Below are 23,701 nucleotides of genomic sequence, written 5' to 3'. Positions count from 1 at the left end.
GGGAGCAAATGAAAACCCGATACGAAAGTGTCGGTTTTTTTTGTTTAGTGTTAGCATAAATCGTTCAGGACATCTTTCTTGAACTCTTCTATTTGGTCTTTCATTTGTTTTATTTCCTTCAACTTCTGTTCAAGCGATAGTAATTTTTCCTCAAGAATATTTAATTTTTCCTCTTTGCTAAATCTATTTTTGTACCAAGCATCTATGAGTTGCCCAATTTCTCTTATTGTAAAACCAACAGATTTAGCATCGCTAATAAATTCTAATTTTTCAATTGTTTCTTCATCATAGTGAAAATAATTATTTGTTTTGATAGACTCATCGCGCTTTCCTTCAATCAATCCTGACTTCTCATAGAAGCGAATCGTGTGGGCAGAAATCCCTGTTTTCTTAGCTATTTCATTTATTAACATAATGCAAATATAAAAAATATTAAAAAAATAACAACTATAGACTATACTCTAATGTTGTAGGTTTGATTTTATACTACTAAGTTTGCACTAAATTAAAACATAATCATATGAAAAAGACAATTTTAATTACAGGATCTTCAAGTGGAATTGGGAAATCAACCGTTATTGAATTTGCAAAAAATGGATGGAATGTAATTGCTACGCAAAGAAATACTGAAAAGGAATCTGACTTTAAGACCTTTAATAATGTCAAACTTTATCCTTTAGATGTTACTAACCTTGATAGTATCACTAAAGTATTTCAAAAAGTAAAAGAAGAATTTGGAACTATTGATGTCGTTGTAAACAATGCGGGGTATGGAGTAGATGGCGCTTTTGAAGCTATGTCTGACGAGGTTATTGAAGACCAATTTAACACCAATGTATTTGGATTAATGCGTGTGACAAGAGAGGCAATAAAAGTGATGCGCCCATCTGGTGGTGGAACAATTATCCAAATTTCAAGTATGGGTGGAAAAATAACGTTTCCATTATATAGCATTTATCATGCAACAAAATTTGCAGTTGAAGGCTTTACAGAGTCGATACATTATGAATTAGCACAATTCAACATTAAATTAAAACTTATTGAACCTGGTCCAATTGCAACTGATTTTTATGGAAGAAGCAGAAAATTCATTAAGCCTGATTACACAAGTGATTATGATGTATTTATTTCAAAATTTAATGTTGCTGCGGAAAAAGTTATCAAAGATGCAGAAGGACCTGAAGTGGTTGCTAAAACAATTTTTATAGCCGCAACAGATAATAGTAATAAGATGCGATATGCTATTGGAAAACCCGGTCCGTTACTATTAAAACTTAGAAAATTACTTTCGGATAAATTATATTTTTTAATGGTTAGAAAAAGTTATAATATCTAATATGCTTTTCTGATGGCTATTGAAAATATCTAAACACTTGTTTTTATGATAGTTATTAAGGAAGTCATAGCATCAAAATTGTAACTTTCTCCAATAGGGGGAGCAAATGAAAACCTGATACGAATGAACATGCCCCAAAAAGTTAGACACTATTTGGGGCATTTTTATGAGAAAAAAAGGAGTTTTACATCAGAATTTAAATCCTAAAGGAACCGAATTTCAGCAGAAAGTTTGGCAAGAGTTAGCACAAATCCCTTGTGGCAAAACGATATCTTATCTAGATTTATCTAAAAAATTAGGTGATGTAAAAGCTATTAGAGCAGTAGCGTCAGCCAATGGTAAAAACCCAATTTGGATAGTAGTTCCGTGTCATCGTGTTATTGGTTCAGATGGTTCTTTAACCGGATATGCGGGTGGTTTATGGCGCAAAAAATGGCTGCTTGAACATGAAAATCTTACAAATCAGCAAAGTTTATTTTGATTTCTCAAAATCATTTTCTAATTTTCACATTCACTAATTATCTAATTGATTATGATAGAGAAAATCCGCTTAGACAACATTCTATTTTTAGACATTGAAACCGTTCCGCTAGAAGAAAATTTTAATCTGTTAGATGATGAAATGAAACTTTTGTGGGAAACCAAAACGCAATACCAACGCAAAGAGGATTATACGCCAGAAGCATTTTATGACAGGGCTGGAATTTGGGCAGAATTTGGAAAAATTGTCTGTATTTCGGTTGGGTATTTTGTGACTAAAGGTGATATTAGAAACTTTAGAGTAACCTCTTTTTTTGGTGATGAAAAGAAAATCCTGTTAGATTTTACTAATCTGCTCAACAATCATTTTAATCTTACCCAACATGTTTTGTGTGGTCATAACGCTAAGGAATTCGATATTCCGTTTATAGCACGAAGAATGATTATCAACCAAATTGCAATTCCGAATAAGTTGAATCTTTTTGGCAAAAAACCATGGGAAATTCCGCATCTTGACACATTAGAATTATGGAAATTTGGAGATTATAAACACTTTACATCATTAAAATTACTAACCAAAATTCTAGGGATTCCATCATCAAAAGGCGATATTGACGGCAGTCAGGTTGGTCATGTTTATTATGTAGAAAAAGACATTGACAGAATTGTGACGTATTGCGAAAAAGATGTTATTGCAGTGGCACAAGTTTTCTTGCGTTTAAGAAGAGAAGATTTGTTGGTAGAAGACGAAATTATGCATGTATAACTTCCGAAAGCAATTCTAAAACCCGTTGAATTTCTTGTTCAGTATTGTAACTGTGAATACAAAAACGCAATCGTTCTTGACCTTCAGGAACGGTTGGCGAAAGAATAGCTTTTGCATCAAAACCTTTTTTTTGCAAGTAAGTGGCGATAGTTTTCACCTTTTCATTTCCGGGAATAATAGCCGATTGAATACTCGATTTATTTCTAACAAAAAGAGGTTTCAGATTGAGCAATGTTTTTTGTTGATTAAAAAAAAGAATGTTTTTACGTAATTTTTGGATGGTTTCTGCTTCTTTTTCCAATTGTTGGTAGGCTACTAAAATGGTGGCGACAGAATGTGGCGAAAGTCCAGTAGTATAGATAAAACTTTTAGCAAAATTGACCAAATAGTTGTTCAATTCTTTACTTCCTAAAACTGCTGCGCCATGACAGCCTAATCCTTTTCCGAAGGTCATAATTCGGGCAAAAATCTCATTTTGAAAACCCGATTCCTGAATTAATCCGCAACCATTTTTGCCAAAAACTCCTAGAGCATGTGCTTCATCAATAATCAGTAAACAGTTGTTTTTTTGCGAAATAGCAACCAGTTTTTCAATATCTGGAGAATCTCCATCCATAGAGAAAACGCTTTCGGTTACTATGTAAATTTCATTTTCGGTGGATTTATTTTTTTGAATAAGAATTTCTAAATCATTCAAGTCGTTATGCTCAAATTTGTATGATTTTGCAAAACTCATTTTGATGCCATCACGAATGGAAGCATGAACGTATTCATCAAACAAAATCACATCATTTCGTTGCGGAACAGCGCTAAAAAATCCAACATTAGCATCGTAACCTGAATTGAAAATTAAGGCACTTTCAGCTTGGTGAAATTGAGCGATTAAGGTTTCGGTTTCTTGATAAATAGCGTGATTTCCAGTAAGTAGGCGTGAACCACTTGCACCATTGACTTTCAAATTAGTATCAATCAAATATTGATGCGCTTGATTGAAAATAGTTTCATTTTTAGCAAAACCTAAGTAATCATTTGATGAAAAATCAACCCAATTATTGGACAACGGCAATCTTCTCAAAGAATTAGTTTGCTCGCGTAGTTTTAGTTTTGAAACCAATGATTTTGGAAAGTGAGTCAAATTTTTGTTGATTTTAAACAATTTGCAATGCCGAAAAGGTGCTGTTTTCAGAATCAATTTCGATAATGAAATTTTTATTCTGATTTAGCTTTTCAATTTTATCTAAATTAGAATCGATTATGGAAATCAAATTAGAATTTGAAATGTTTCCTAAATTGATTTTGACTAATTTTTTTGGTGTATTGTTTAGAAAATAACTATCTCGAAAATCAGCATCTTTGGTAATCAAGATTAAGTCGGTCGCATCTGTATATTTTGCAATTTCTTTATCTTTAGTAAACCATTTATCTAAAATCGAGTTTACATGAATACAATCGTAATTTTTTGAATTTAAAAATTTTACAATTTTTATTGAAATATGAACATCGCAAAGAAATTTCATTAGTTGATGTTTTCCAAAGGTTGTCCAGAAAGATATAATCTAGCAAATTTTAAACATGCTAAAATATCTTCTTTTTCAAGTTCAGGATGGTCTTCAATTATTTCATCAAAAGTCATTCCCGAACCTAAAAGATCTAGTATCATTTCGACAGACCAACGCATGCCTCTTATTGCAGGCTTGCCGTGAACAATTTCGGGATTCATTGTAATTCGGTCTAATAAATTCATTTTCGATAAAAATTTAAAATCAAAGTTACAATTTTTAATTTAAAAAGAATAAAAAATTATATTTTCTTTCTCATTCGCGCCACCGGAATATCTAGTTGTTCGCGGTATTTTGCAATAGTTCGTCTAGCAATTGGATACCCTTTTTCTTTCAAGATTTCGGCTAACTGATCATCTGGAAGTGGTTTACTTTTATCTTCTTCTTCAATTGTATTTTGAAGAATTTTTTTGATTTCAAGTGTTGAAACATCTTCACCTTGGTTGTTTTTCATGGCTTCAGAGAAAAATTCTTTTATCAATTTGGTTCCGTAAGGGGTGTCAACATATTTGCTATTGGCAACACGCGAAACGGTAGAAATATCAAGACCAACCATATCGGCAATGTCTTTTAGAATCATAGGTTTCATGCTAGTTTCTTCGCCATCTAAGAAATAATCATTTTGAAAATGCATAATGGCATTCATGGTTACATAAAGCGTTTCTTGGCGTTGTTTGATAGCATCAATAAACCATTTGGCAGAATCTAATTTTTGCTTGATAAACTGCACAGCGTCTTTTTGCGAATGCGATTTGTCTTTAGAATTCTTATAGGTTTGCATCATTTCCTGATAATCTTTAGAAACGTGTAACGATGGAGCATTACGACCATTGAGTGTTAATTCGAGTTTGTCATCTATAATTCTGATGGCAAAATCGGGAATTATATTTTCAGTTATTTTATTGTTTCCAGTAAACGAACCACCTGGTTTTGGATTTAATTTTTCAATTTCTTCAATAGCTTTTTTTAATTGTTCTTGAGAACATCCATATTTTTGAAGTAATTTATCATAATGTTTTTTGGTAAAAGCATCAAACTGATTTTCGATAATATCAATAGCTAATTCGACATATTCAGTTGGTGTTTTGTGCTTCAATTGTAACAAAAGACATTCTTGTAAATCTCTCGCGCCAACTCCAGAAGGTTCTAATTCGTGAATGATATGCAGCACTTTGCTAACTGTTTTTTCATCGGTATAAATACCTTGCGTAAAAGCCATATCATCAACAATATCTTGAATGCTTCTGCGGATATAACCCATATCATCAATACTTCCAACTAAAAATTCAGCAATATCACGTTGGTCATCAGTTAAAATAAAAGTATTCAACTGATTGATTAAATCTTGATGAAAACTTACTGGTGCCGACAATGGCGATTCTCTATCATCGTCGTCATCACTATAATTGTTAGTTTGGGTTTTATAATCGGGTGTTTCGTCGTTGCTCAGATACTCGTCAATATTGATTTCATTGGCATCAATATTGTCGCTTCCTTCATAGTCATCGTATTCGTCATTGTTATCAAACTCGTCTTTTTCAAAAACTTCTTCTTCATCTTTACCCGATTCCAATGCCGGATTTTCATTCATCTCTTCCAATAAACGTTGCTCAAAAGCTTGAGTAGGCAATTGTATCAACTTCATTAACTGAATTTGTTGAGGTGATAGTTTTTGAGATAATTTGAATTGTAAGTTCTGTCTTAACATTTTTAGTATGGTTTAAAGGCTTAAGGCTTAAGGGTTTAAATTTGTTGTGATTAAACAACTTTAAACAATTTTAAACAACATTAAACTTTTTTAAAACTCTGCGTTTTGTGGTGTTCTTGGAAAAGGAATTACGTCTCTAATATTGGTCATTCCTGTTACAAAAAGCACTAATCTTTCAAAACCTAATCCGAAACCTGAGTGCACTGCAGAACCGAATCTTCTAGTGTCTAAATACCACCAAAGTTCTTCTTCGTCAATTTCTAAAGCTTTCATTTTTTCAACTAAAACATCGTAGCGTTCTTCTCTTTGCGAACCACCAACGATTTCTCCAATTCCTGGGAACAAAATATCCATTGCACGAACAGTTTTTCCGTCTTCGTTTAATCGCATGTAAAATGCTTTGATGTTAGCAGGGTAATCAAACAATATTACGGGGCATTTGAAGTGTTTTTCAACCAAATATCTTTCATGTTCTGATTGTAAATCGGCACCCCATTCATTGATGATATAATTGAATTTTTTCTTTTTATTTGGAGTTGAATCTCTAAGAATATCAATAGCTTCTGTATAAGAAACACGTTTGAAATTATTTTCTAAAACGAAATTCAATTTTTCTAACAAAGCCATTTCGCTGCGTTCTGCTTGCGGTTTTGATTTTTCTTCTTCCAACAAACGACCTTCCAAAAACTTCAAATCGTCTTGGCATTTATCCATTGTATATTTAATTACATATTGGATAAAATCTTCAGCCAAATCCATATTATTATTCAAGTCATTGAAAGCCACTTCTGGTTCAATCATCCAAAACTCAGCTAAGTGACGTGAAGTGTTTGAGTTTTCAGCTCTAAATGTTGGCCCAAACGTATAAACTTGTCCTAAAGCCATGGCAAAAGTTTCCGCTTCTAATTGTCCAGAAACGGTAAGATTGGTTTCTTTTCCGAAAAAATCTTCCTTGTAATTTATCTTTCCGTCTTCGGTTCTTGGTGTGTTGTCAAATGGTAAAGCCGTAACTTTAAACATTTCTCCAGCACCTTCAGCATCAGAACCTGTTATGATTGGTGTATTTACATATACAAAACCTTTTTCTTGAAAATAAGTATGAACCGCATGAGCCAAAACAGAACGAACTCTCATAATGGCACCAAAAGCATTGGTTCTAACTCTTAAATGCGCATTTTCACGAAGAAATTCTAAAGAATGTTTCTTTGGTTGCATCGGAAATTTCTCAGCATCTGAATCGCCCAAAATTTCTAATTTAGAAACTTGAATTTCGTATTTCTGACCTGCACCTTTGCTTTCAACTAATTCTCCGATAACAGAAACGGCAGCACCAGTTGTAATTCTTTTTAAAATTTCTTCGGGTGTGTTTTCAAAATCTACAACACATTGAATATTATTGATTGTCGAACCATCGTTCAACGCTATAAATTGATTGTTTCTAAAAGTTCTAACCCAACCTTTTGCATTTACTTCATAATTCGCTTTTGAGCTGCTTAATAAGTCTTTGACTTTTGTATGTTTCATTTTAAATATTAGATATTAAATTTTAAATGTTAGATATAAATCTAATTGCAAATATAAATTATTCTACTGATTTAGCCCAGATAGAAGTGGCATCCTTTTAATTTTTTTCCTTTAAAAAAATTAAAAGATAGAACGGATAGCTGGATTAGCTTCTAAAAAAACTATTTATTTTTATTTTCTAAATCATCCAATTCTTCGTCGGTACGTTCTAAAATGTCTATTTTAGGCTCCTTAAATTCTTGCTCATTTGCCAATGTTTTATTCAATGTTAATACTAATGATGGCAGCAAAACTAGGTTTGATAACATTCCGAAAAACAATGTCAAAGCAACTAAACCACCCAAAGCAACCGTTCCGCCGAAGCTTGATAGCATGAAAACGGAGAATCCAAAAAATAATATGATTGAAGTATAGAACATACTAATTCCGGCATCCTCGAAAGTGGCAAAGACCGATTTTTTTATTTTCCAATCGTTTCTAGAAAGTTCCAAACGGTATTGTGCTAAGAAACGTAAGGTATCGTCAACCGACATCCCGAAGGCAATTCCGAACACTAAAATTGTTGAAGGTTTTAGGGGAATTCCTAAAAAGCCCATTAAACCTGCGGTCATTAGCAATGGTAGTAAATTTGGAATGATAGAAACCAGCACCATTTTGAAAGAACGAAACATAATGGCAACCAAACCAGCTGTTATCAAAAAAGCAAATAGCAATGAAGATAAGAGATTGTCTAATAAATATTTAGTTCCTTTTTGAAAAACAGAAGCTTTTCCAGTTATGATAACATTATAGCGTTCGGCCGGAAATAATTTAGAGGCTTTTTCGCGAATTCTGGTTTCAATTGCTTCCATTTTTTCGCCATTTTCATCTTTAATAAAAGTGGTAATTCGAGCATATTGACCAGTTGAATCTACATAGCTTTTCATTAAATTATCTTTGGCGTTTTTAGCACCATTTTTAGCATACGACAAAATAAAAGATTGCTCTTGAGAAGTTGGCAATTGGTAATAATCAGGATTTCCGTTATAGTAAGCTTGTTTAGAATACTTAACCAAATTTACAATAGATAACGGTTTAGAAAGTTCTGGAATTTCCATGATGGTTTCTTCCAATTCTTCCATTCTTTTTAGGTTGGATAATTTCATGACACCTTGTTTTCTTTTGGTATCTATCATTATTTCTAACGGCATTACACCATCAAATTCTTTTTCAAAAAAGCGAATATCTTCAAAAAAAGCTGTCTTTTTGGGCATGTCTTCGATTATGCTTCCCGATATTCTTATTTCGTATATGCCAATGATTCCAAAAACCATAAGAATGACTGCGGTAATGTAAACGCTAACACGATTGTATTTTACGGTGCGAACAATCCAGCTCATAAAAGAAGTTAGATATTCTCTTTCTAAATGTCCTAAATGTCTTGGAATAGGGGCAGGAATATAACTGAAGAATATTGGAACTACCAGTAAACAAAGAACATAAATTGCAATAATATTAATAGAAGTAACAACACCAAACTGGGTTAACAAAACATTGTTTGTTGCAATAAAAGTTGCAAAACCAAGTGCTGTTGTAAGATTGGTCATTAAGGTTGCCGTTCCTGTTTTGGTAATTACACGTTGTAATGCTTTGACTTTATTAGCATGTTTTTGATATTCCTGATGGTATTTATTGATAAGAAAAATACAATTCGGAATTCCAATAACAATTACCAAAGTCGGGACTAAAGCTGTTAAAACGGTGATTTCATAACCTAATAATCCGATGATTCCGAAAGACCACATTACGCCAATAATTACAATAATCAATGATACTAGTGTTGCTCTAAATGATCTAAAGAAAAAGAAAAAGAGTAATGAAGTGATTAGCAATGCTGTGCCAATAAACAAGCCAATTTCATCAATAATGGTTTTGGCGTTAAGCGTTCTAATATAAGGCATTCCAGAAACATGAAGTTGCATGTTGTTTTCTTCATTAAACTTTTCTATTTCAGGAATAAATTTATATAAAACATATTCTTTTCTGGCTTTTGTATTTACAATTTTCTTCTCTAAATAAATGGCAGAACGAACAGCTCCCGATTTTTTATTGAACAATAAACCTTCATAAAAAGGTAATTTGTTGAATAATTCTGATTTAACTTCTTTTAAATAATTCTCATTTTGAATCTTTTTGCCGTCAACAAGTGGTGATAATTCAAAAGTTTGAAGCGAATCATTTTTGGTAAGTTTTTGTAAATTAGTAACCGAAATTACAAGTGTAACTTCTTTGTTTGATTGAATTTTGTGCATTAATTTGCTCCAATTTTGAAAAACTTTTGGAGTAAATAATCGTTTGTCTTTGGTTGCAATAACTATAAGATTGCCTTCTTCGCCAAAGTTTTCTAGAAAATGATTGTAATCAACATTTACTTTGTCGTCAGCAGGAATAAGATTGGCTTCTGTTTGAGTGAACTTTATATTTTCCCATTGCAGTGCCATTAAAATTGTCAATAGGACAACTACAACTAAAATAAAAATTCTGTTTCTAAGAATAATTCTTGCAATCAATTCCCAAAACCCAATACCTAACAACTTTTTCATAGTAACATAAAACGGAGTGCAAAGGTAATCAAAACCACTCAAAACCAAAGGACTTAACTAAATCTTTTGAATCAAATTTTTATCAAAATTGTAAATAATAATTTTATATTCATTTATCAAATAATGATGAAGTTTTTCTCATATTTGTATCAACTTTTAAAAAGTAGAATTAGTAAGATGGGAAAATTTAAGAATAGCATTTTTTATATAAGTGTAACAGGTGGATTCATTGCTTTAATGTATTGGATTGTTTCTAAAGGAAAAGCCTTGGAAGTTGGCAGAAATATTATTACACCTACTTCAAATGACACAATGTTCAATCAATTTTTAAGTTCTTTACAACATAATTTACAACATCCACTAGCCATATTATTGTTGCAAATTATTACGATTATTATTGTTGCACGCTTTTTTGGTTGGATTTTTAGAAAAATTGGGCAGCCAACTGTTATTGGAGAAATTATTGCCGGAATTTTTCTTGGACCATCTTTAGTTGGAATGTATTTTCCAGAGTATTCTGCTTTGCTTTTTCCTGTTGAATCATTGGGTAATTTACAGTTTTTAAGCCAAATAGGTTTAATTTTGTTCATGTTTGTTATTGGAATGGAGTTGGATTTGAAAGTCTTAAAAAACAAAGCGAATGATGCAGTTGTTATTAGTCACGCTAGTATTGTAATTCCTTTTGCGCTTGGTATCGGACTTTCTTATTTTGTTTACCATCAATTTGCGCCGGCTGGAGTTGAGTTTTTATCGTTTAGTTTGTTTATGGGAATTGCAATGAGTATAACTGCTTTTCCTGTTTTGGCAAGAATTGTACAAGAACGCGGCATTCACAAAACCAAACTTGGAACCATAGTAATTACTTGCGCCGCTGCCGATGATATAACAGCATGGTGTATTCTTGCTGCTGTAATTGCTATTGTAAAAGCGGGAAGTTTTGTGAGTTCGTTATACATAATAATGCTAGCTGCTGGTTATGTTGTAATGATGTTGTTTTTGGTAAAACCTTTCTTGAAAAAAGTGGGAGATTTATATTCGTCAAGCGAAAACTTGAGCAAACCTGTTGTTGCCATTTTCTTGTTGACATTGATAATTTCATCCTATATGACAGAAGTTATCGGAATTCACGCTTTGTTTGGTGCTTTTATGACTGGCGCAATTATGCCAGATATTACTAAGTTTAGAAATGTTTTTATAGAAAAAGTTGAAGATGTAGCCGTAATTTTATTACTTCCATTATTTTTTGTATTTACAGGTTTGCGAACAGAAATTGGTTTAATTAATGATGCTTATTTGTGGAAAGTTACTGCCGGAATTATTCTTGTGGCCGTTGTTGGAAAATTTATAGGAAGCGCTTTGGCAGCTCGATTTATAGGTCAAAATTGGCGTGATAGTTTGACTATTGGAGCTCTTATGAATACCCGTGGTTTGATGGAATTAGTCGTGCTAAACATTGGTTACGAGCTAGGTGTTTTATCTCCACAAATTTTTACCATGATGGTTATTATGGCTTTGGTAACAACATTTATGACTGGTCCAGCTTTAGATATTATCAATTATGTATTTAAATCGAAAGATTTGATTTTGCCAACAGATGTTGTGTCAACTAAATTCAAAATTTTAATTCCTTTTGGAAATAACGAAAAAGGAAAATCATTACTTCGATTGGCAAATAGTTTTGTTAAAAACCAAAAAGAAAATACTAATATTACCTTACTTCATTTATCATTAAGCGATGAAATGCACGCTTACAATCTTGATGAATATGAAAAAGATGTTTTTGCTCCAATTGTAAGAGAATCTAAAGCATTGAATCAAAAGATAACTACAGTTTTCAAGGCAACTGTTGATATTGAAACCGATATAGCCGATATAGCCTCACGTGGCGAATATGATTTGGTATTGGTTGGTTTAGGAAAATCTATTTTTGAAGGGTCGTTGTTAGGCAAAGTACTCGGATTTACCACAAGAATTATCAATCCAGATAGACTTTTAGATAAATTTACCGGAAAAGAAGGCTTGTTTGAAAATTCTCCTTTTGACGATAGAACACGTTTGATTATTTCTAAAAGTAAAAATCCATTAGGAATTTTGATAGAAAAAAATTTAAAGAAAGTTGAAGAGGTATTTATTCCAATTTTAAGTACAGATGATATATTTTTGATTGATTATGCACAAAAACTGATTAATAACAATGATACTAAAGTTACAGTTATTGATATTAACAACTTGATTGTTAATAATTTTGTCATGGAAAATTCGGTTTATGCATTGCTGAAAAAATATCCAAATAATTTCTCTGTTCTTGAAGAAAAAGGAATGAATTCGAGCTTTTTTGCAAAGCAAGATTTAATGATGGTTGGTTTAGAGAGCTGGAAAAACCTTGTTGACTCGCAACATTCTTGGTTGAGTAAAGTTCCGTCAACATTGATTATCAAACATAATTAGAATCCCAAATTCAAAGTATAAGAAATTTTTAAGGCTAAGTTATCTTCAAGTTTTGGCAAACCATTAGGACCATATCTAAAGAAAAATGTCAGTCCTAATCCTTTGTATATTGAGTTGGCTTCCACACCACTTTCTATATATCCTTTTTCCAATGTTTTATAAGCAAAACCAATATGTCTTTCGGGATATTCAAGACTTCCAATTGCCATTCGGGTTACAACCGAAATCAAAGGATTAATTCTGTTAGCTAGGCTAATTTTGTTAAAAGTATGGCGAACTTGAAAAGACGAATACCTGCTAGAGAAAAATTCGTTAAAAAACATCGTTTCAAAACTGTTTTTGCCTGCAAATGTTATTCTTTTTAGCAATGAATCTCTGTTTAGATTATTTGGGGCGACACTATATAAATTTGTCAAAGGCACTTCGCCAAAAGCAAAACCACCTTGCAAAATAAAAGAAGTTGTATGACCTGTTAGATGCGGAATTTCGTGTGCAACCCTAAAATCAATTTTAGAAAAATCAAAATCACTGCCTAATAATGAAGAAATTGATTTGGTATATTGTAGCGATAATTTGGGATATTTTTTTTCAATTTCGAGTCTGCCAGTTGGCGTTTGCATATAGGTACTAAACGGATTATACTGTAATGAAAACTGAAAAGTAGTCAAATTATAGTTGGTATAAAAATTGTCATTTAACTTAAAAGTATAATCAAAAAGAGGTTGAATTTCACTTCTAGAAAAACTAAAATAAGTTTCGGTTTTGGCAAAATATTTACTTTCAATAAAAGTTGAAAAAGTTTTATGATTGTAAAAAGTAGAAATATTAATAGGTCTTGGATCATAAATTTTAAACCTTTTCGATTCAGTAGCAAAATCAATCTGACCTATTTCTTTTAGTTCATCAGAATAGGACGTGCTTACCCATGTATTTGTTTCCTTGTCAATCATGTAAGAAGGCGTAATGTTATATTTGAATTTATCATCTTTAAATCCATAGCCAACAAAACCGCCAATTTTATATTTATCAGATAATTTAGTATTGGTAACGCCACCTATTCCAAGTCGAAAACCTTCGTAATTGTTATATTTTATAACACTTCTCAAGTCAATATCAACAACATTAATTGGAAAATAACCATTAATTATTTTTCTTCCAAGAAGTAATCTATGTTCAATTTTTTCTACTTCTGATAGACTGTCTAAGCTTGTGTAAGTTTGAATTCTTCTTATGTCTAATGTGTCTTTTTGAAATGTTTTCCAAAACTCTTTTGGTTTAGACATTCCCGATTCTGGAACATCTATTTTTATTTGCGGATGCTTAATTATAGTATTCTTATTGATTTCGATATCATAAGGAGTCGATTCCAATTTCATAAAAACTCTATCAGAAGCGTCTTGATTTATTCCTTCCAAACTCGAATTAAACTTGATTGTTCCTCCAAGAATATTCAAATCTCGAGTATTATTTCCTTTTACAACATTAAAACTTCTTTTTTTAGGAAACCATATTTTTTGGTCTTTCAAATAGGTGTAACTAAACGCGGCATTTATATTTACAACACCATAAATTCTGAAAAACGCTTTGGCAATTCCATAATTTTCGGCATCAACATAGACAAGTCCGCGTAATCGATTGGCAGTGAGTTTTTTTGGCTGAAAATATACACAGTAAACTTGTCTTTTATCTACCATTACAGTATCTACAATTCGGTAATAGTATAATTTTCTACCTGAATTAGATAGCGGATTCTTCATGGCATTTTCTAGAATTTCTATTTGATTTTCATAAAGCGAATACGAAACCAAATTTAATCCTAAATATTCGTAGATTGGTTTTTTGAAACCTGCCATTCTGCTTGCAATAACAGTTTCTTTGGTTGTTTTTCCGTCAAACTGAATTTGATTTACCTTTTCTGTTTGGTAAACATGTTGTTTTTTGAGAATTTTTTTGAATTTGTAATTGCTCGAATCTATTTTAATTCTTCTTTGACCCAAAAGATTTCTTTTTAAAATAGTATCAATTTTACTCGAAATTGAATCTGGATTTGCAGAAACCAAAACTGATTCATAATTTTTATATTGAAAACTTTTAAATGCCTTTTCAGGTTGGTTTTTATGTCTATTCTCAACCAATTTTCTAATTATTGCATTCGATTTATCTTCAGAAAGGAGTTCGTCTTTTACAGAATAATTAGTCGCCATTTTTATTAATAAAAAATTCTCATCGGGCGATAGATAGTGTTTTTTATCATAATAACCTTTGTAAGTAACAATAATTGGTTTTTTGTTATGAAAGATTTCTAGGGTAAATTTTCCTTCCCAATCGGATAAAATAGTTTTGTTGTTATAGGATATTTTGGCAAAAGAAATCGGCACAGTAGTTTCTATATCAATAACTTGACCTTGCAGTAATTCTTGCGATTGCATTGCCGAACAAATCAATAAAAAGAAAGCTAAAAGCAGATTTCGCATTAAAAAATAAGTTTTTCCAAATGTAAGAATAAAAAAAACCGTCTCATCAATTATTTATTGAAGAAACGGATTTTTAATATAGTTTTAACGTAAGGCAATTTACACCTTCATTATTTCGGCTTCTTTGACAATCAAATGTTCTTCAATTTTTTTGATGAAATTGTCAGTCATTTTTTGAACTGTTTCTTCTGCTGTTTTGCAAACATCTTCAGAAACGCCTTCTTTTTCTAATTTTTTGATGTCTGTATTAGCATCTTTACGGTGGTTACGAACACCAATTTTTGCTTCTTCTGATTCGTGTTTGGCTTGTTTTACTAAGTCACGACGACGCTCTTCTGTCAATGGTGGAACGCTAATAATAATAACATCACCATTATTCATTGGGTTGAAACCAAGATTAGCCACCATAATTGCTTTTTCAATTGGTGTCATCATGCTTTTTTCATATGGCTGAATAGTCAATGTTCTCGCATCTGGAACATTGATATTAGCAATTTGCGAAAGCGGTGTTTGTGAACCATAATAATCAACAAAAACACTTCCAAGCATTTGAGGTGAAGCTTTACCGGCACGAATATTTAAAAATGATTTTTCTAAATGCTCAACCGAACCATTCATCGCTTCTTTTGTACTGTCTAAAATAAATTCTATATCTTCCATGTTATTTTAAAGTTTTTTAGTCGCAGTCGCAGTTTTCAGTATTTAAAAACTGAGACTGTAAACTGAGACTGTTTACTAAATATTAACTACTGTTCCTACGTTTTCGCCTTCACAGATTTTTAATAAATTTCCTTTTTTGTTCATATCAAAAACTACGATTGGCAACTTATTTTCTTGGCTTAATGTAAAAGCAGTGGTGTCCATTACATTTAGTCCTTTTTTCAACACATCTTCAAATGAAATGTAGTCGAATTTTACTGCTGATTTATCTTTTTCAGGGTCGGCAGTGTAAATACCATCAACTCTTGTTCCTTTCAAAATCACATCGGCATGAACTTCTACTCCACGAAGAACTGCTGCTGTATCCGTTGTAAAATATGGGTTTCCAGTTCCTGCTCCAAAAATAACAATTCTTCCTTTTTCTAGGTGACGAACAGCTCTTCTTTTTATATAAGGTTCAGCAATTGCCTCAATTTTTAAGGCAGTTTGCAAACGAGTTAGCATGCCTTTATCTTCCAACGCACCTTGCAAAGCCATTCCATTAATAACTGTTGCTAGCATTCCCATATAATCACCTTGTACTCTGTCCATTCCGTTGCTTGCACCGGCAACACCTCTAAAAATATTTCCACCACCAATTACAATCGCAATTTCAACACCTTTGTCGTGAATTTGCTTAATTTCATCTGCATATTCGGCTAGAATTTTTGGGTCAATTCCGTATTGTCTTTCACCCATTAATGCTTCGCCACTTAATTTTAGAAGGATTCTTTTGTATTTCATTACTCTTTATTTTTTTTTTAGTTGTGTAATGCTGTCGCTCACGCTCGAGTCATTTTGTTTTGGAGTTGTGTTAATCTAAATTTTCGTTGCAAATATAAACATTAGTTTTTTATTTTTTTTTATCAAAATTCATGTTGTGTAACATTTCTTACTACTAAAAGAATTTAGATTTACTAATTTTGAAGCATAAATAAAACAATTATGAAATCAATCCTGAATAAAAGTCTAGAAAATAGTTATTCATATCAAGAATATAGAGCATTTGTAACCAATTTAGCTAATGAAAATTTAACAACTGGTAACGAGCAAAGAGAAGATCTAGTTCATTATACACAGCTTAATGAAGCGCGTTTGCATCGCTTAGATAAAACCATACAACTTATAGATGAAGTACAAAGTTTTTTAGAAAATTTAGAAAAAGTATATACTTGGCTAGTTATTAGTGAAAGTTGGTGTGGGGATGCGGCTCAAATTTTGCCTATTATCAATAAAATGGCTACTGTTTCAGATAAAATAAATTTGAGAATTGTTTTGAGAGATGATAATGAAGAGTTGATGAATCAATTTTTGACAAATGGCTCAAAATCAATTCCAAAACTGATTATCATTGATAAAGAAAGTAATGATGTTATCACCGATTTTGGACCAAGACCAGTTGGAGCAAAACAACTTATTTTAGATTATAAGTCAGAGCATGGAGTTGTGGATGAAACAGCAAAAATAGAATTGCAAAAATGGTATTTACAAGACAAAGGAATTTCAACTCAAAAGGAAATTGTGAAGTTGATGAAGTAGTTTTAGACTTTTACTTTTCTAACTTGTTTGATGATTTTAGGAGAACGACTTCCGTGAAAATCTCTTAAAACTTCAATCTTGTTGGTTTTGATTCTGTAGATAATTAAATAGGAACCTAGAATAATATTTCGATAAATTTTGGTTTTAGTTTCTAGATGACGACATTCGGGATGAACTAAATAATTTGTTTCCAAATTACGCACCTTTAATTTTAAATCTTCATAAAAATAGAATGCTGCCTTTTCACCAAAAGTAGATTCTCCGTATTCAAAAATATCTTGAATATCATTAAGATAAAAAATTGAACGAACTACTTCTTTCTTTGTAATCTCCATTCTTCGAACTTTTTATCAAATTCTTTTTCAGTTAAAAAAGTGCCTTCTTCAGCTTCTTTTATCAAAGAAACAAATTCATCTTGTGACATTGGTTTGCCTGGAGTTGCAAGATTTTTGGTTTTTTTATTGGCAGTTTTCATAGCAAAGATTTTGAATAAAAAGTAAAAATAAGAAATTAATGAATTGAAAAGTAAAACTTTACAAAATTTATTCCAAAGTTTTTTCAAATTCTTCTGGTAAAACGCCATTTACAACTGAATAATTTCCAATTTTTGTTCTGCGAAGAGCGGTTAAATGTCCGCCAGAATTTAATGCATTTCCAAAATCGAATGCTAGTGAGCGAATGTAAGTTCCTTTGCTACATTTGACTCTAAAATCAATTTCAGGCAAGGCTATTCTTGTGATTTCAAACTCGTAAATAGTTGTTTTTCTTGAAGCAATTTCGATTTCTTCACCAGCGCGGGCATGTTCATACAATCGTTTTCCGTCTTTTTTTATGGCAGAAAAAACAGGCGGTTTTTGGTCAATTTCACCAATGAATTGTTGGGTTGTTTCTAGAATTAATGCTTCTGAAATATGTTGGGTTGGAAAAGTTGCGTTGACTTCGGTTTCCAAATCATAACTTGGTGTTGTGGCTCCAACGCTAATTGTTCCAGTATATTCTTTGGCTTGCGCTTGAATTTCGCTGATTTTTTTGGTAAATTTTCCTGTACAAATTATCAGTAAACCAGTTGCTAATGGATCAAGAGTTCCAGCATGACCAATTTTGAATTTTTTTGGCAAATCAAATTTTCTTTTCAGAATATATTTCAATTTATTCACCGCTTGAAATGAACTCCAAGTCAGCGGTTTATCTATCAAAATAATTTGTCCTTCTAGAAAATCTTCTGGTGTTTTCAAATCTTATTTGTTTAAAGAAAAATAAGCCAAAAGTATAATTCCGGCCACAATTCGGTAATAACCCCAAGGTTTAAAACCATATTTTTTGATAATTCCAATAAAGAATTTTATGGCAATAACGGCCACAATAAATGCTACAATATTCCCTATTACAAACATTTTTAAATTATCACTTGATTGCGTCAAAAGTTCGTAACCTTTTAGCTGAGAAACCTCATATGTTTTTAAAAATAACGAATAAGTTGTAACCGCTAACATAGTCGGAACTGCTAGAAAAAAAGAGAATTCTGCAGCTGTTTCGCGTGTCAAACCTTGTTGCATTCCACCAATTATAGAAGCTGCCGAACGACTTGTTCCAGGCATCATAGCCAAGCATTGCCAAAAACCAATTGTTATAGCTTTTTTAATCGTGATGTCTTCTTCATTTGCAATGGTTGGATTATGAAATCTTCCGTCAACAAATAACAAAACTATTCCACCTAGAATCAACACAATCGCAATGGGAATAGGATTTCCAAGAATTGCATCGATTTTATCATCAAATATTTTTCCTAAAACCAATGCAGGAATAACCGCGCAAGCCAATTTAATATAAAAGTTAATTTTAGAAAAATCAAAAAACTTTTTCCAATACAAAACAACCACTGCCAAAATAGCACCAAACTGAATTGATACTTGAAATAATTTTACAAAGTCATCTTCTTGAATACCAAAAAAAGAACTGGTAAAAATCATGTGGGCCGTCGAAGAAACGGGCAGATATTCAGTTAATCCTTCAACAATTGCAATAAGTATTGCCTGTAAATAATCCATTTTTAGTAGTGATTAGTGATTAGTTATAATGAAGAGTAAAAAGGCTAATTACTATTCACTTAGTACTATTTACTTTTTTTAAATATCGAGTAAATAGTAATTCCAAAGCCAATTAACACAACTGTTGGTGCCAATCGAATTCTTCTAAAACTAAAAACTTCGTCGTTCCACACTTTTGGGTCATCGCTTCCGCCACCAGACATTAGTATGAATCCTAATGCGATAACTGCAATACCAATAAGAAGAATTTTATAATTTACTTTATCAAAAAGAAAATCTGATTTAGGTTGTTCGTCGTTTTTCATTTGTACTTTTAATAATTCAAAAAATCTAAAATCGTTAATCAGCAATCTTTCATTAATAAAGATTGTCCGTTCTCAAGTTCAAAAATCGTTGTGTAGCAAAGTAAGTGCTTATCCAAGTAATTAAAATACCTATTACCAAAACACCAACTAAAACCAAAACGGTAAGTTCAATATCTTTCAAAATATCCAATGCTGGGAAATTGGTTTCTATATAAACCAACACGCCAATAATTGCCAAAATCGCCAAAACAGAACCAATCAAACCTAGTAAAATGCTTTTTCTTACAAATGGTTTTCTGATAAACGCTTTGGTTGCACCAACCATTTGCATCGTTTTTATTATAAATCGATTGGCATAAATTGAAAGCCGTAATGAACTGTTAATCAGTAAGAAAGCGATTATTGCAAAAATACCGCTGATAATCAAAACCCACATAGTTATTTTCTTAATATTATCATTTACTAGCGTAATCAGTTGTTTGTCATATACAATATCGGCGACCATCGGATTTTTTCTAATAAGGGTTTCTACTTTCGAAAACCCAGGATTGGTAACATAAGCAGCTTTCAAATTAATATCATACGAATTCTGCAACGGATTTACACCTAAAAACTGCATAAAATCCTCTCCAAAAACCTCTTTGTGTTGCTTTGCTGCATCGTCTTTTGATACATATTTAAAGCTTTTAGCAAATTTTGCCGCTTTAATTTCAGCTTCAAAAGCATTAAAAATGCTGTCAGTAGCTTCATTCTTAAAGAAAACCGTCATTGCTATATCTTCTTTAAAATTATCAGATAAACGTTTCGAATTGATAATGAAAAGCCCTAATAATCCTAGCAAAAACAATACAAGAAAAACACTTAAAACCACCGAAAAATAAGATGATATTAACCTGCGCTTCTGAAATTTATCAAATGATGATGCCATATATACATATTTTAAGGTGTAAAAATAATAAAGAATTTGTTTAATTATAGTTTATAACGTTTAAAGTTTTGACTTTAGTACAATAAACGTAAATTTGTGCCTTAATTTTTTTGATTAGAGGTTTATTAAGAAACAATTTTAAACTTTTAAACTCATAAACTTTTAAATCTTTTTATGAAATATTTCCACGAACAAATCGAAGCCAAATGGCAAAAATACTGGGCAGAAAATCAAACTTTTGCAGCCTATAACAATTCCGACAAACCAAAATATTATGTTTTGGATATGTTTCCTTATCCATCAGGTGCTGGTTTACACGTTGGGCATCCGCTAGGGTATATTGCTTCCGATATTGTGGCAAGATTCAAGCGTCATAAAGGTTTTAATGTATTGCATCCGCAAGGGTACGATTCGTTTGGTTTGCCAGCAGAACAATATGCTATTCAAACTGGGCAACATCCAGATACAACTACCAAAGAAAACATAGCACGTTACCGTGAACAATTAGATAAAATCGGATTTTCATTCGATTGGAGTAGAGAAGTGCGCACTTCAAATGCCGATTATTACAAACACACGCAATGGATTTTCATTCAATTATTCAACTCGTGGTACAATAATAATAGCGATAAAGCGGAAGATATTGCAACCTTAATTTCAATTTTTGAAAAAGAAGGAAATGTTACTATAAATGCGGTTTGTGATGATAACATTGCATTTTTTTCAGCTTCAGAATGGAACGCTTTTTCATCAGACCAACAACAAAAAATCTTATTACAATATAGATTAACCTATTTAGCTGAAACCGAAGTCAATTGGTGTGCCGCTTTAGGAACCGTTTTAGCGAATGACGAAATTGTAAACGGCGTTTCAGAACGTGGTGGACATCCCGTAGTTCGTAAGAAAATGACACAATGGAGTATGCGAATTTCTGCTTACGCGGAACGCTTATTACAAGGTTTAAACGATATCGATTGGACCGAATCTATCAAAGAATCACAACGAAATTGGATTGGAAAATCAGTCGGAGCGACTGTTAAGTTTCAAGTTTCAGGTTCCAAGTTTCAAGTTGAAGTGTTTACGACCAGACCAGACACGATTTTCGGAGTTACTTTTATGACATTGGCACCCGAACACGAATTGGTAGCACAAATTACCACTCCAGAACAAAAAGCAGCGGTGGAAGCCTATGTAGAAGCCACAGCAAAACGTTCTGAAAGAGAGCGTATGGCCGATGTAAAAACCATTTCAGGTGTATTTACAGGTGCATATGCCGAACATCCGTTTACCAAAGAACCCATTCCAGTTTGGATTGGCGATTACGTTTTAGCGGGTTACGGAACTGGTGCGGTTATGGCGGTTCCTTGTGGCGATGAGCGTGATTATGCTTTCGCGAATTTCTTCAAAGGCACACAAGGAATGCCCGAAATAAAAAATATTTTCAACCAAGATATTTCTGAAGCCGCTTATGGTGAAAAAGGCGTATTCGAGTTGGTAAATTCGGATTTTTTAAACGGATTAGATTACAAAAACGGAACGAAAAAAGCCATCGAAGCTTTAGAAGAAATAGGTGCAGGAAATGCCAAAGTAAATTACCGTTTACGTGATGCCGTTTTCTCTCGCCAACGTTATTGGGGCGAACCTTTTCCAGTATATTATGTGAATGGCTTACCACAAATGATTGACAAAAAACACTTGCCAATTGTATTACCAGAAGTAGAAAAGTACTTACCCACCGAAGACGGGCAACCGCCATTAGGAAACGCAACAGTTTGGGCATGGGATAGTGTTCAGTGTTCAGTGGTTAGTAATCAGTTGATTGATAACGTGAATATTTTTCCATTAGAATTGAACACGATGCCAGGTTGGGCAGGTTCTTCTTGGTACTGGATGCGTTATATGGATGCGCATAATACAGAAGAGTTTGCAAACGAAGACGCTTTAAAATATTGGGAAAACGTAGATTTATACATAGGCGGAAGCGAGCACGCTACGGGACATTTATTATACGCTCGTTTTTGGAATAAATTCTTAAAAGACAGAGGGTATGCGCCTACCGAAGAACCATTCAAAAAACTGATTAATCAGGGAATGATTTTGGGATTGTCTGCTATTGTTTACAGAATTGATATTTCAATTTTTGGGTTACACGAAATCCATGTAAATGAAAAAGGGCATAAATTAATATCATATCACAGTGAAGCTATAGGTGCAAATAGCGATATAATTGTTTCATCTGATTTGCTAGCTGAAGCTTTAGGTAAAAAGGATTTAAAAGAATATTCAGGCGAAGGTTTTGGTCATGAATTTTATGATTTAAATTTAAATTCAAGATTGATAAATTATATTTTTGAAAATTCTGGTTTCACATCAGATGTAATAGAGGAAGTCAAAAATAATAAGCGACATTTAAATTTTTATACTTGGCCAATAAGAGTTGATGTTAATAATGTTGATGCTTCAAACGCTGTAAAAAATTTGGATTTGTTCAAAAGGCATTCAGGATTTCATAGTTTGGAGATTTTGATGAATGATTCGAAACTTATTACAGAAAGAGTTGTAGAAAAAATGTCAAAATCGAAATACAACGTTGTCAATCCAGATGATATTTGTAATGAATATGGAGCAGATACCTTACGTTTATACGAAATGTTCCTAGGGCCATTAGAGCAATCTAAACCTTGGAATACAGCTGGAATTACAGGTGTTTCTGGTTTCTTGAAAAAGCTTTGGAAATTATATCATTCTGGAGAAAATGACTCTTTTTACGTTTCTGATTCCCCTCCTTCGGAGGGGTTAGGGGAGGCTTACAAATCGTTACACAAAACCATTAAAAAAGTAACCGAAGACATCGAGAATTTCTCATTTAATACTTCAGTTTCTCAATTTATGATTTGCGTAAACGAATTGCAACAATTAAAATGTAACCATCGAGCTATTTTAGATCCTTTAGCTATTTTAGTTTCGCCTTATGCTCCTCATATCGCAGAAGAATTATGGAGTGCTTTAGGTCACGAAGGTTCGATTGCAACAGTTGCTTTTCCAAAATTTGAAGAAAAATATTTGGTTGAATCTGAAAAAGAATATCCAGTTTCATTCAATGGTAAAATGCGATTTACAATTAAGTTACCATTAGACTTAACAGCGGCTCAAATTGAAGAAATCGTAATGGCAGACGAACGAACCATAAAACAATTAGACGGAAGAACACCAAACAAAGTAATCATCGTTCCAGGAAAAGTGATTAATTTGGTAGGGTAATTACCATTTTGTCATTCTGTAGGCATTTCATATCAAAAGGGACT

General features: G+C 32.4%; 21 protein-coding genes and 1 pseudogene. 6 read left to right on the top strand and 16 right to left on the bottom strand.

Annotated elements, in window-relative coordinates; all coding sequences use genetic code 11:
* Positions 1 to 50: 50 nt before the first annotated feature.
* Complete coding sequence (locus ACIQ66_RS00340; protein WP_396210827.1) at positions 51 to 413, bottom strand: MerR family transcriptional regulator; 363 nt, start codon at positions 411 to 413, stop codon at positions 51 to 53.
* Positions 414 to 520: 107 nt separating this feature from the next.
* On the opposite strand from ACIQ66_RS00340, the gene ACIQ66_RS00335 reads away from it, so the two are divergent.
* From ACIQ66_RS00335 to ACIQ66_RS00325, 3 genes and pseudogenes are all read left to right on the top strand, one after another.
* A complete protein-coding gene (locus ACIQ66_RS00335) occupies positions 521 to 1,336 on the top strand; it encodes an SDR family oxidoreductase (protein ID WP_396210826.1) in 816 nt (271 codons plus the stop codon).
* Positions 1,337 to 1,532: 196 nt separating this feature from the next.
* Positions 1,533 to 1,817 (top strand): annotated as a pseudogene (locus ACIQ66_RS00330) (methylated-DNA--[protein]-cysteine S-methyltransferase); the annotation flags it as partial.
* Between the two features lie 51 nt (positions 1,818 to 1,868).
* Complete coding sequence (locus ACIQ66_RS00325; RefSeq protein ID WP_396210825.1) at positions 1,869 to 2,582, top strand: 3'-5' exonuclease; 714 nt, start codon at positions 1,869 to 1,871, stop codon at positions 2,580 to 2,582.
* Here ACIQ66_RS00325 and ACIQ66_RS00320 read toward each other — a convergent pair.
* The 6 genes from ACIQ66_RS00320 to ACIQ66_RS00295 form a co-directional block, all read right to left on the bottom strand.
* Complete coding sequence (locus tag ACIQ66_RS00320; RefSeq protein ID WP_396210824.1) at positions 2,569 to 3,717, bottom strand: aminotransferase class I/II-fold pyridoxal phosphate-dependent enzyme; 1,149 nt, start codon at positions 3,715 to 3,717, stop codon at positions 2,569 to 2,571. The two genes, ACIQ66_RS00325 and ACIQ66_RS00320, sit on opposite strands and share 14 nt — an antisense overlap.
* A gap of 13 nt (positions 3,718 to 3,730) precedes the next feature.
* On the bottom strand, positions 3,731 to 4,099 hold the full coding sequence (locus tag ACIQ66_RS00315; RefSeq protein ID WP_396210823.1) for a DUF5615 family PIN-like protein: 369 nt from the start codon (positions 4,097 to 4,099) through the stop codon (positions 3,731 to 3,733).
* On the bottom strand, positions 4,099 to 4,326 hold the full coding sequence (locus ACIQ66_RS00310; RefSeq protein WP_396210822.1) for a DUF433 domain-containing protein: 228 nt from the start codon (positions 4,324 to 4,326) through the stop codon (positions 4,099 to 4,101). Before ACIQ66_RS00310 ends, ACIQ66_RS00315 begins: the two co-directional genes overlap by 1 nt.
* Positions 4,327 to 4,382: 56 nt before the next feature.
* Entirely contained in the window at positions 4,383 to 5,849 is a 1,467-nt protein-coding gene (gene rpoN / locus ACIQ66_RS00305; protein WP_396210821.1) for an RNA polymerase factor sigma-54, read from the bottom strand.
* A 90-nt stretch (positions 5,850 to 5,939) separates the two neighbouring features.
* Complete coding sequence (gene asnS / locus ACIQ66_RS00300) at positions 5,940 to 7,373, bottom strand: asparagine--tRNA ligase (protein WP_396210820.1); 1,434 nt, start codon at positions 7,371 to 7,373, stop codon at positions 5,940 to 5,942.
* A 161-nt stretch (positions 7,374 to 7,534) separates the two neighbouring features.
* Entirely contained in the window at positions 7,535 to 9,955 is a 2,421-nt protein-coding gene (locus tag ACIQ66_RS00295; RefSeq protein ID WP_396210819.1) for an RND family transporter, read from the bottom strand.
* Positions 9,956 to 10,132: 177 nt separating this feature from the next.
* Here ACIQ66_RS00295 and ACIQ66_RS00290 point away from each other — a divergent pair, with 177 nt between their 5' ends.
* Entirely contained in the window at positions 10,133 to 12,403 is a 2,271-nt protein-coding gene (locus ACIQ66_RS00290; protein WP_396210818.1) for a cation:proton antiporter, read from the top strand.
* Here ACIQ66_RS00290 and ACIQ66_RS00285 read toward each other — a convergent pair.
* The 3 genes from ACIQ66_RS00285 to pyrH all read right to left on the bottom strand — a co-directional run bounded on the left by ACIQ66_RS00285 (position 12,400) and on the right by pyrH (position 16,320).
* Complete coding sequence (locus tag ACIQ66_RS00285) at positions 12,400 to 14,877, bottom strand: DUF5686 family protein (RefSeq protein WP_396210817.1); 2,478 nt, start codon at positions 14,875 to 14,877, stop codon at positions 12,400 to 12,402. The genes ACIQ66_RS00290 and ACIQ66_RS00285 overlap by 4 nt on opposite strands.
* Before the next feature lie 99 nt (positions 14,878 to 14,976).
* Positions 14,977 to 15,537, bottom strand: coding sequence for a ribosome recycling factor (gene frr / locus ACIQ66_RS00280; RefSeq protein WP_396210816.1), 561 nt, complete (start codon positions 15,535 to 15,537; stop codon positions 14,977 to 14,979).
* A gap of 75 nt (positions 15,538 to 15,612) precedes the next feature.
* Positions 15,613 to 16,320, bottom strand: coding sequence for a UMP kinase (gene pyrH, locus ACIQ66_RS00275; RefSeq protein ID WP_396210815.1), 708 nt, complete (start codon positions 16,318 to 16,320; stop codon positions 15,613 to 15,615).
* Positions 16,321 to 16,521: 201 nt separating this feature from the next.
* On the opposite strand from pyrH, the gene ACIQ66_RS00270 reads away from it, so the two are divergent.
* A complete protein-coding gene (locus ACIQ66_RS00270; protein WP_396210814.1) occupies positions 16,522 to 17,115 on the top strand; it encodes a thioredoxin family protein in 594 nt (197 codons plus the stop codon).
* A 2-nt stretch (positions 17,116 to 17,117) separates the two neighbouring features.
* Here the strand turns inward: ACIQ66_RS00270 and ACIQ66_RS00265 are convergent, their stop codons facing one another.
* From ACIQ66_RS00265 to ACIQ66_RS00240, 6 genes are all read right to left on the bottom strand, one after another.
* Positions 17,118 to 17,450 carry a type II toxin-antitoxin system RelE/ParE family toxin gene (locus ACIQ66_RS00265; protein WP_396210813.1) on the bottom strand — a complete coding sequence of 111 codons (333 nt, stop codon included), beginning with the start codon at positions 17,448 to 17,450 and terminating at the stop codon, positions 17,118 to 17,120.
* Positions 17,426 to 17,590, bottom strand: a complete 165-nt coding sequence (locus ACIQ66_RS00260) for a hypothetical protein (RefSeq protein WP_396210812.1) — start codon at positions 17,588 to 17,590, stop codon at positions 17,426 to 17,428. The genes ACIQ66_RS00265 and ACIQ66_RS00260 overlap by 25 nt, the downstream gene beginning before the upstream one ends.
* Before the next feature lie 67 nt (positions 17,591 to 17,657).
* Entirely contained in the window at positions 17,658 to 18,350 is a 693-nt protein-coding gene (truB, locus tag ACIQ66_RS00255; protein WP_396210811.1) for a tRNA pseudouridine(55) synthase TruB, read from the bottom strand.
* A gap of 3 nt (positions 18,351 to 18,353) precedes the next feature.
* Positions 18,354 to 19,163: an undecaprenyl-diphosphate phosphatase gene (locus ACIQ66_RS00250; protein WP_396210810.1), complete on the bottom strand. Its 810-nt coding sequence runs from the start codon at positions 19,161 to 19,163 to the stop codon at positions 18,354 to 18,356.
* Between the two features lie 65 nt (positions 19,164 to 19,228).
* On the bottom strand, positions 19,229 to 19,468 hold the full coding sequence (locus tag ACIQ66_RS00245; RefSeq protein ID WP_396210809.1) for a DUF3098 domain-containing protein: 240 nt from the start codon (positions 19,466 to 19,468) through the stop codon (positions 19,229 to 19,231).
* A 52-nt stretch (positions 19,469 to 19,520) separates the two neighbouring features.
* Positions 19,521 to 20,396: a cell division protein FtsX gene (locus ACIQ66_RS00240; protein ID WP_396210808.1), complete on the bottom strand. Its 876-nt coding sequence runs from the start codon at positions 20,394 to 20,396 to the stop codon at positions 19,521 to 19,523.
* A 174-nt stretch (positions 20,397 to 20,570) separates the two neighbouring features.
* On the opposite strand from ACIQ66_RS00240, the gene ACIQ66_RS00235 reads away from it, so the two are divergent.
* Positions 20,571 to 23,657 carry a leucine--tRNA ligase gene (locus ACIQ66_RS00235; RefSeq protein WP_396210807.1) on the top strand — a complete coding sequence of 1,029 codons (3,087 nt, stop codon included), beginning with the start codon at positions 20,571 to 20,573 and terminating at the stop codon, positions 23,655 to 23,657.
* The last annotated feature ends 44 nt before the right edge of the window (positions 23,658 to 23,701 follow it).

This window comes from Flavobacterium sp. (genome assembly GCF_044377315.1).
Taxonomy (GTDB): Bacteria; Bacteroidota; Bacteroidia; order Flavobacteriales; family Flavobacteriaceae; genus Flavobacterium.
This window is presented reverse-complemented; position numbering and strand designations above follow the sequence as displayed.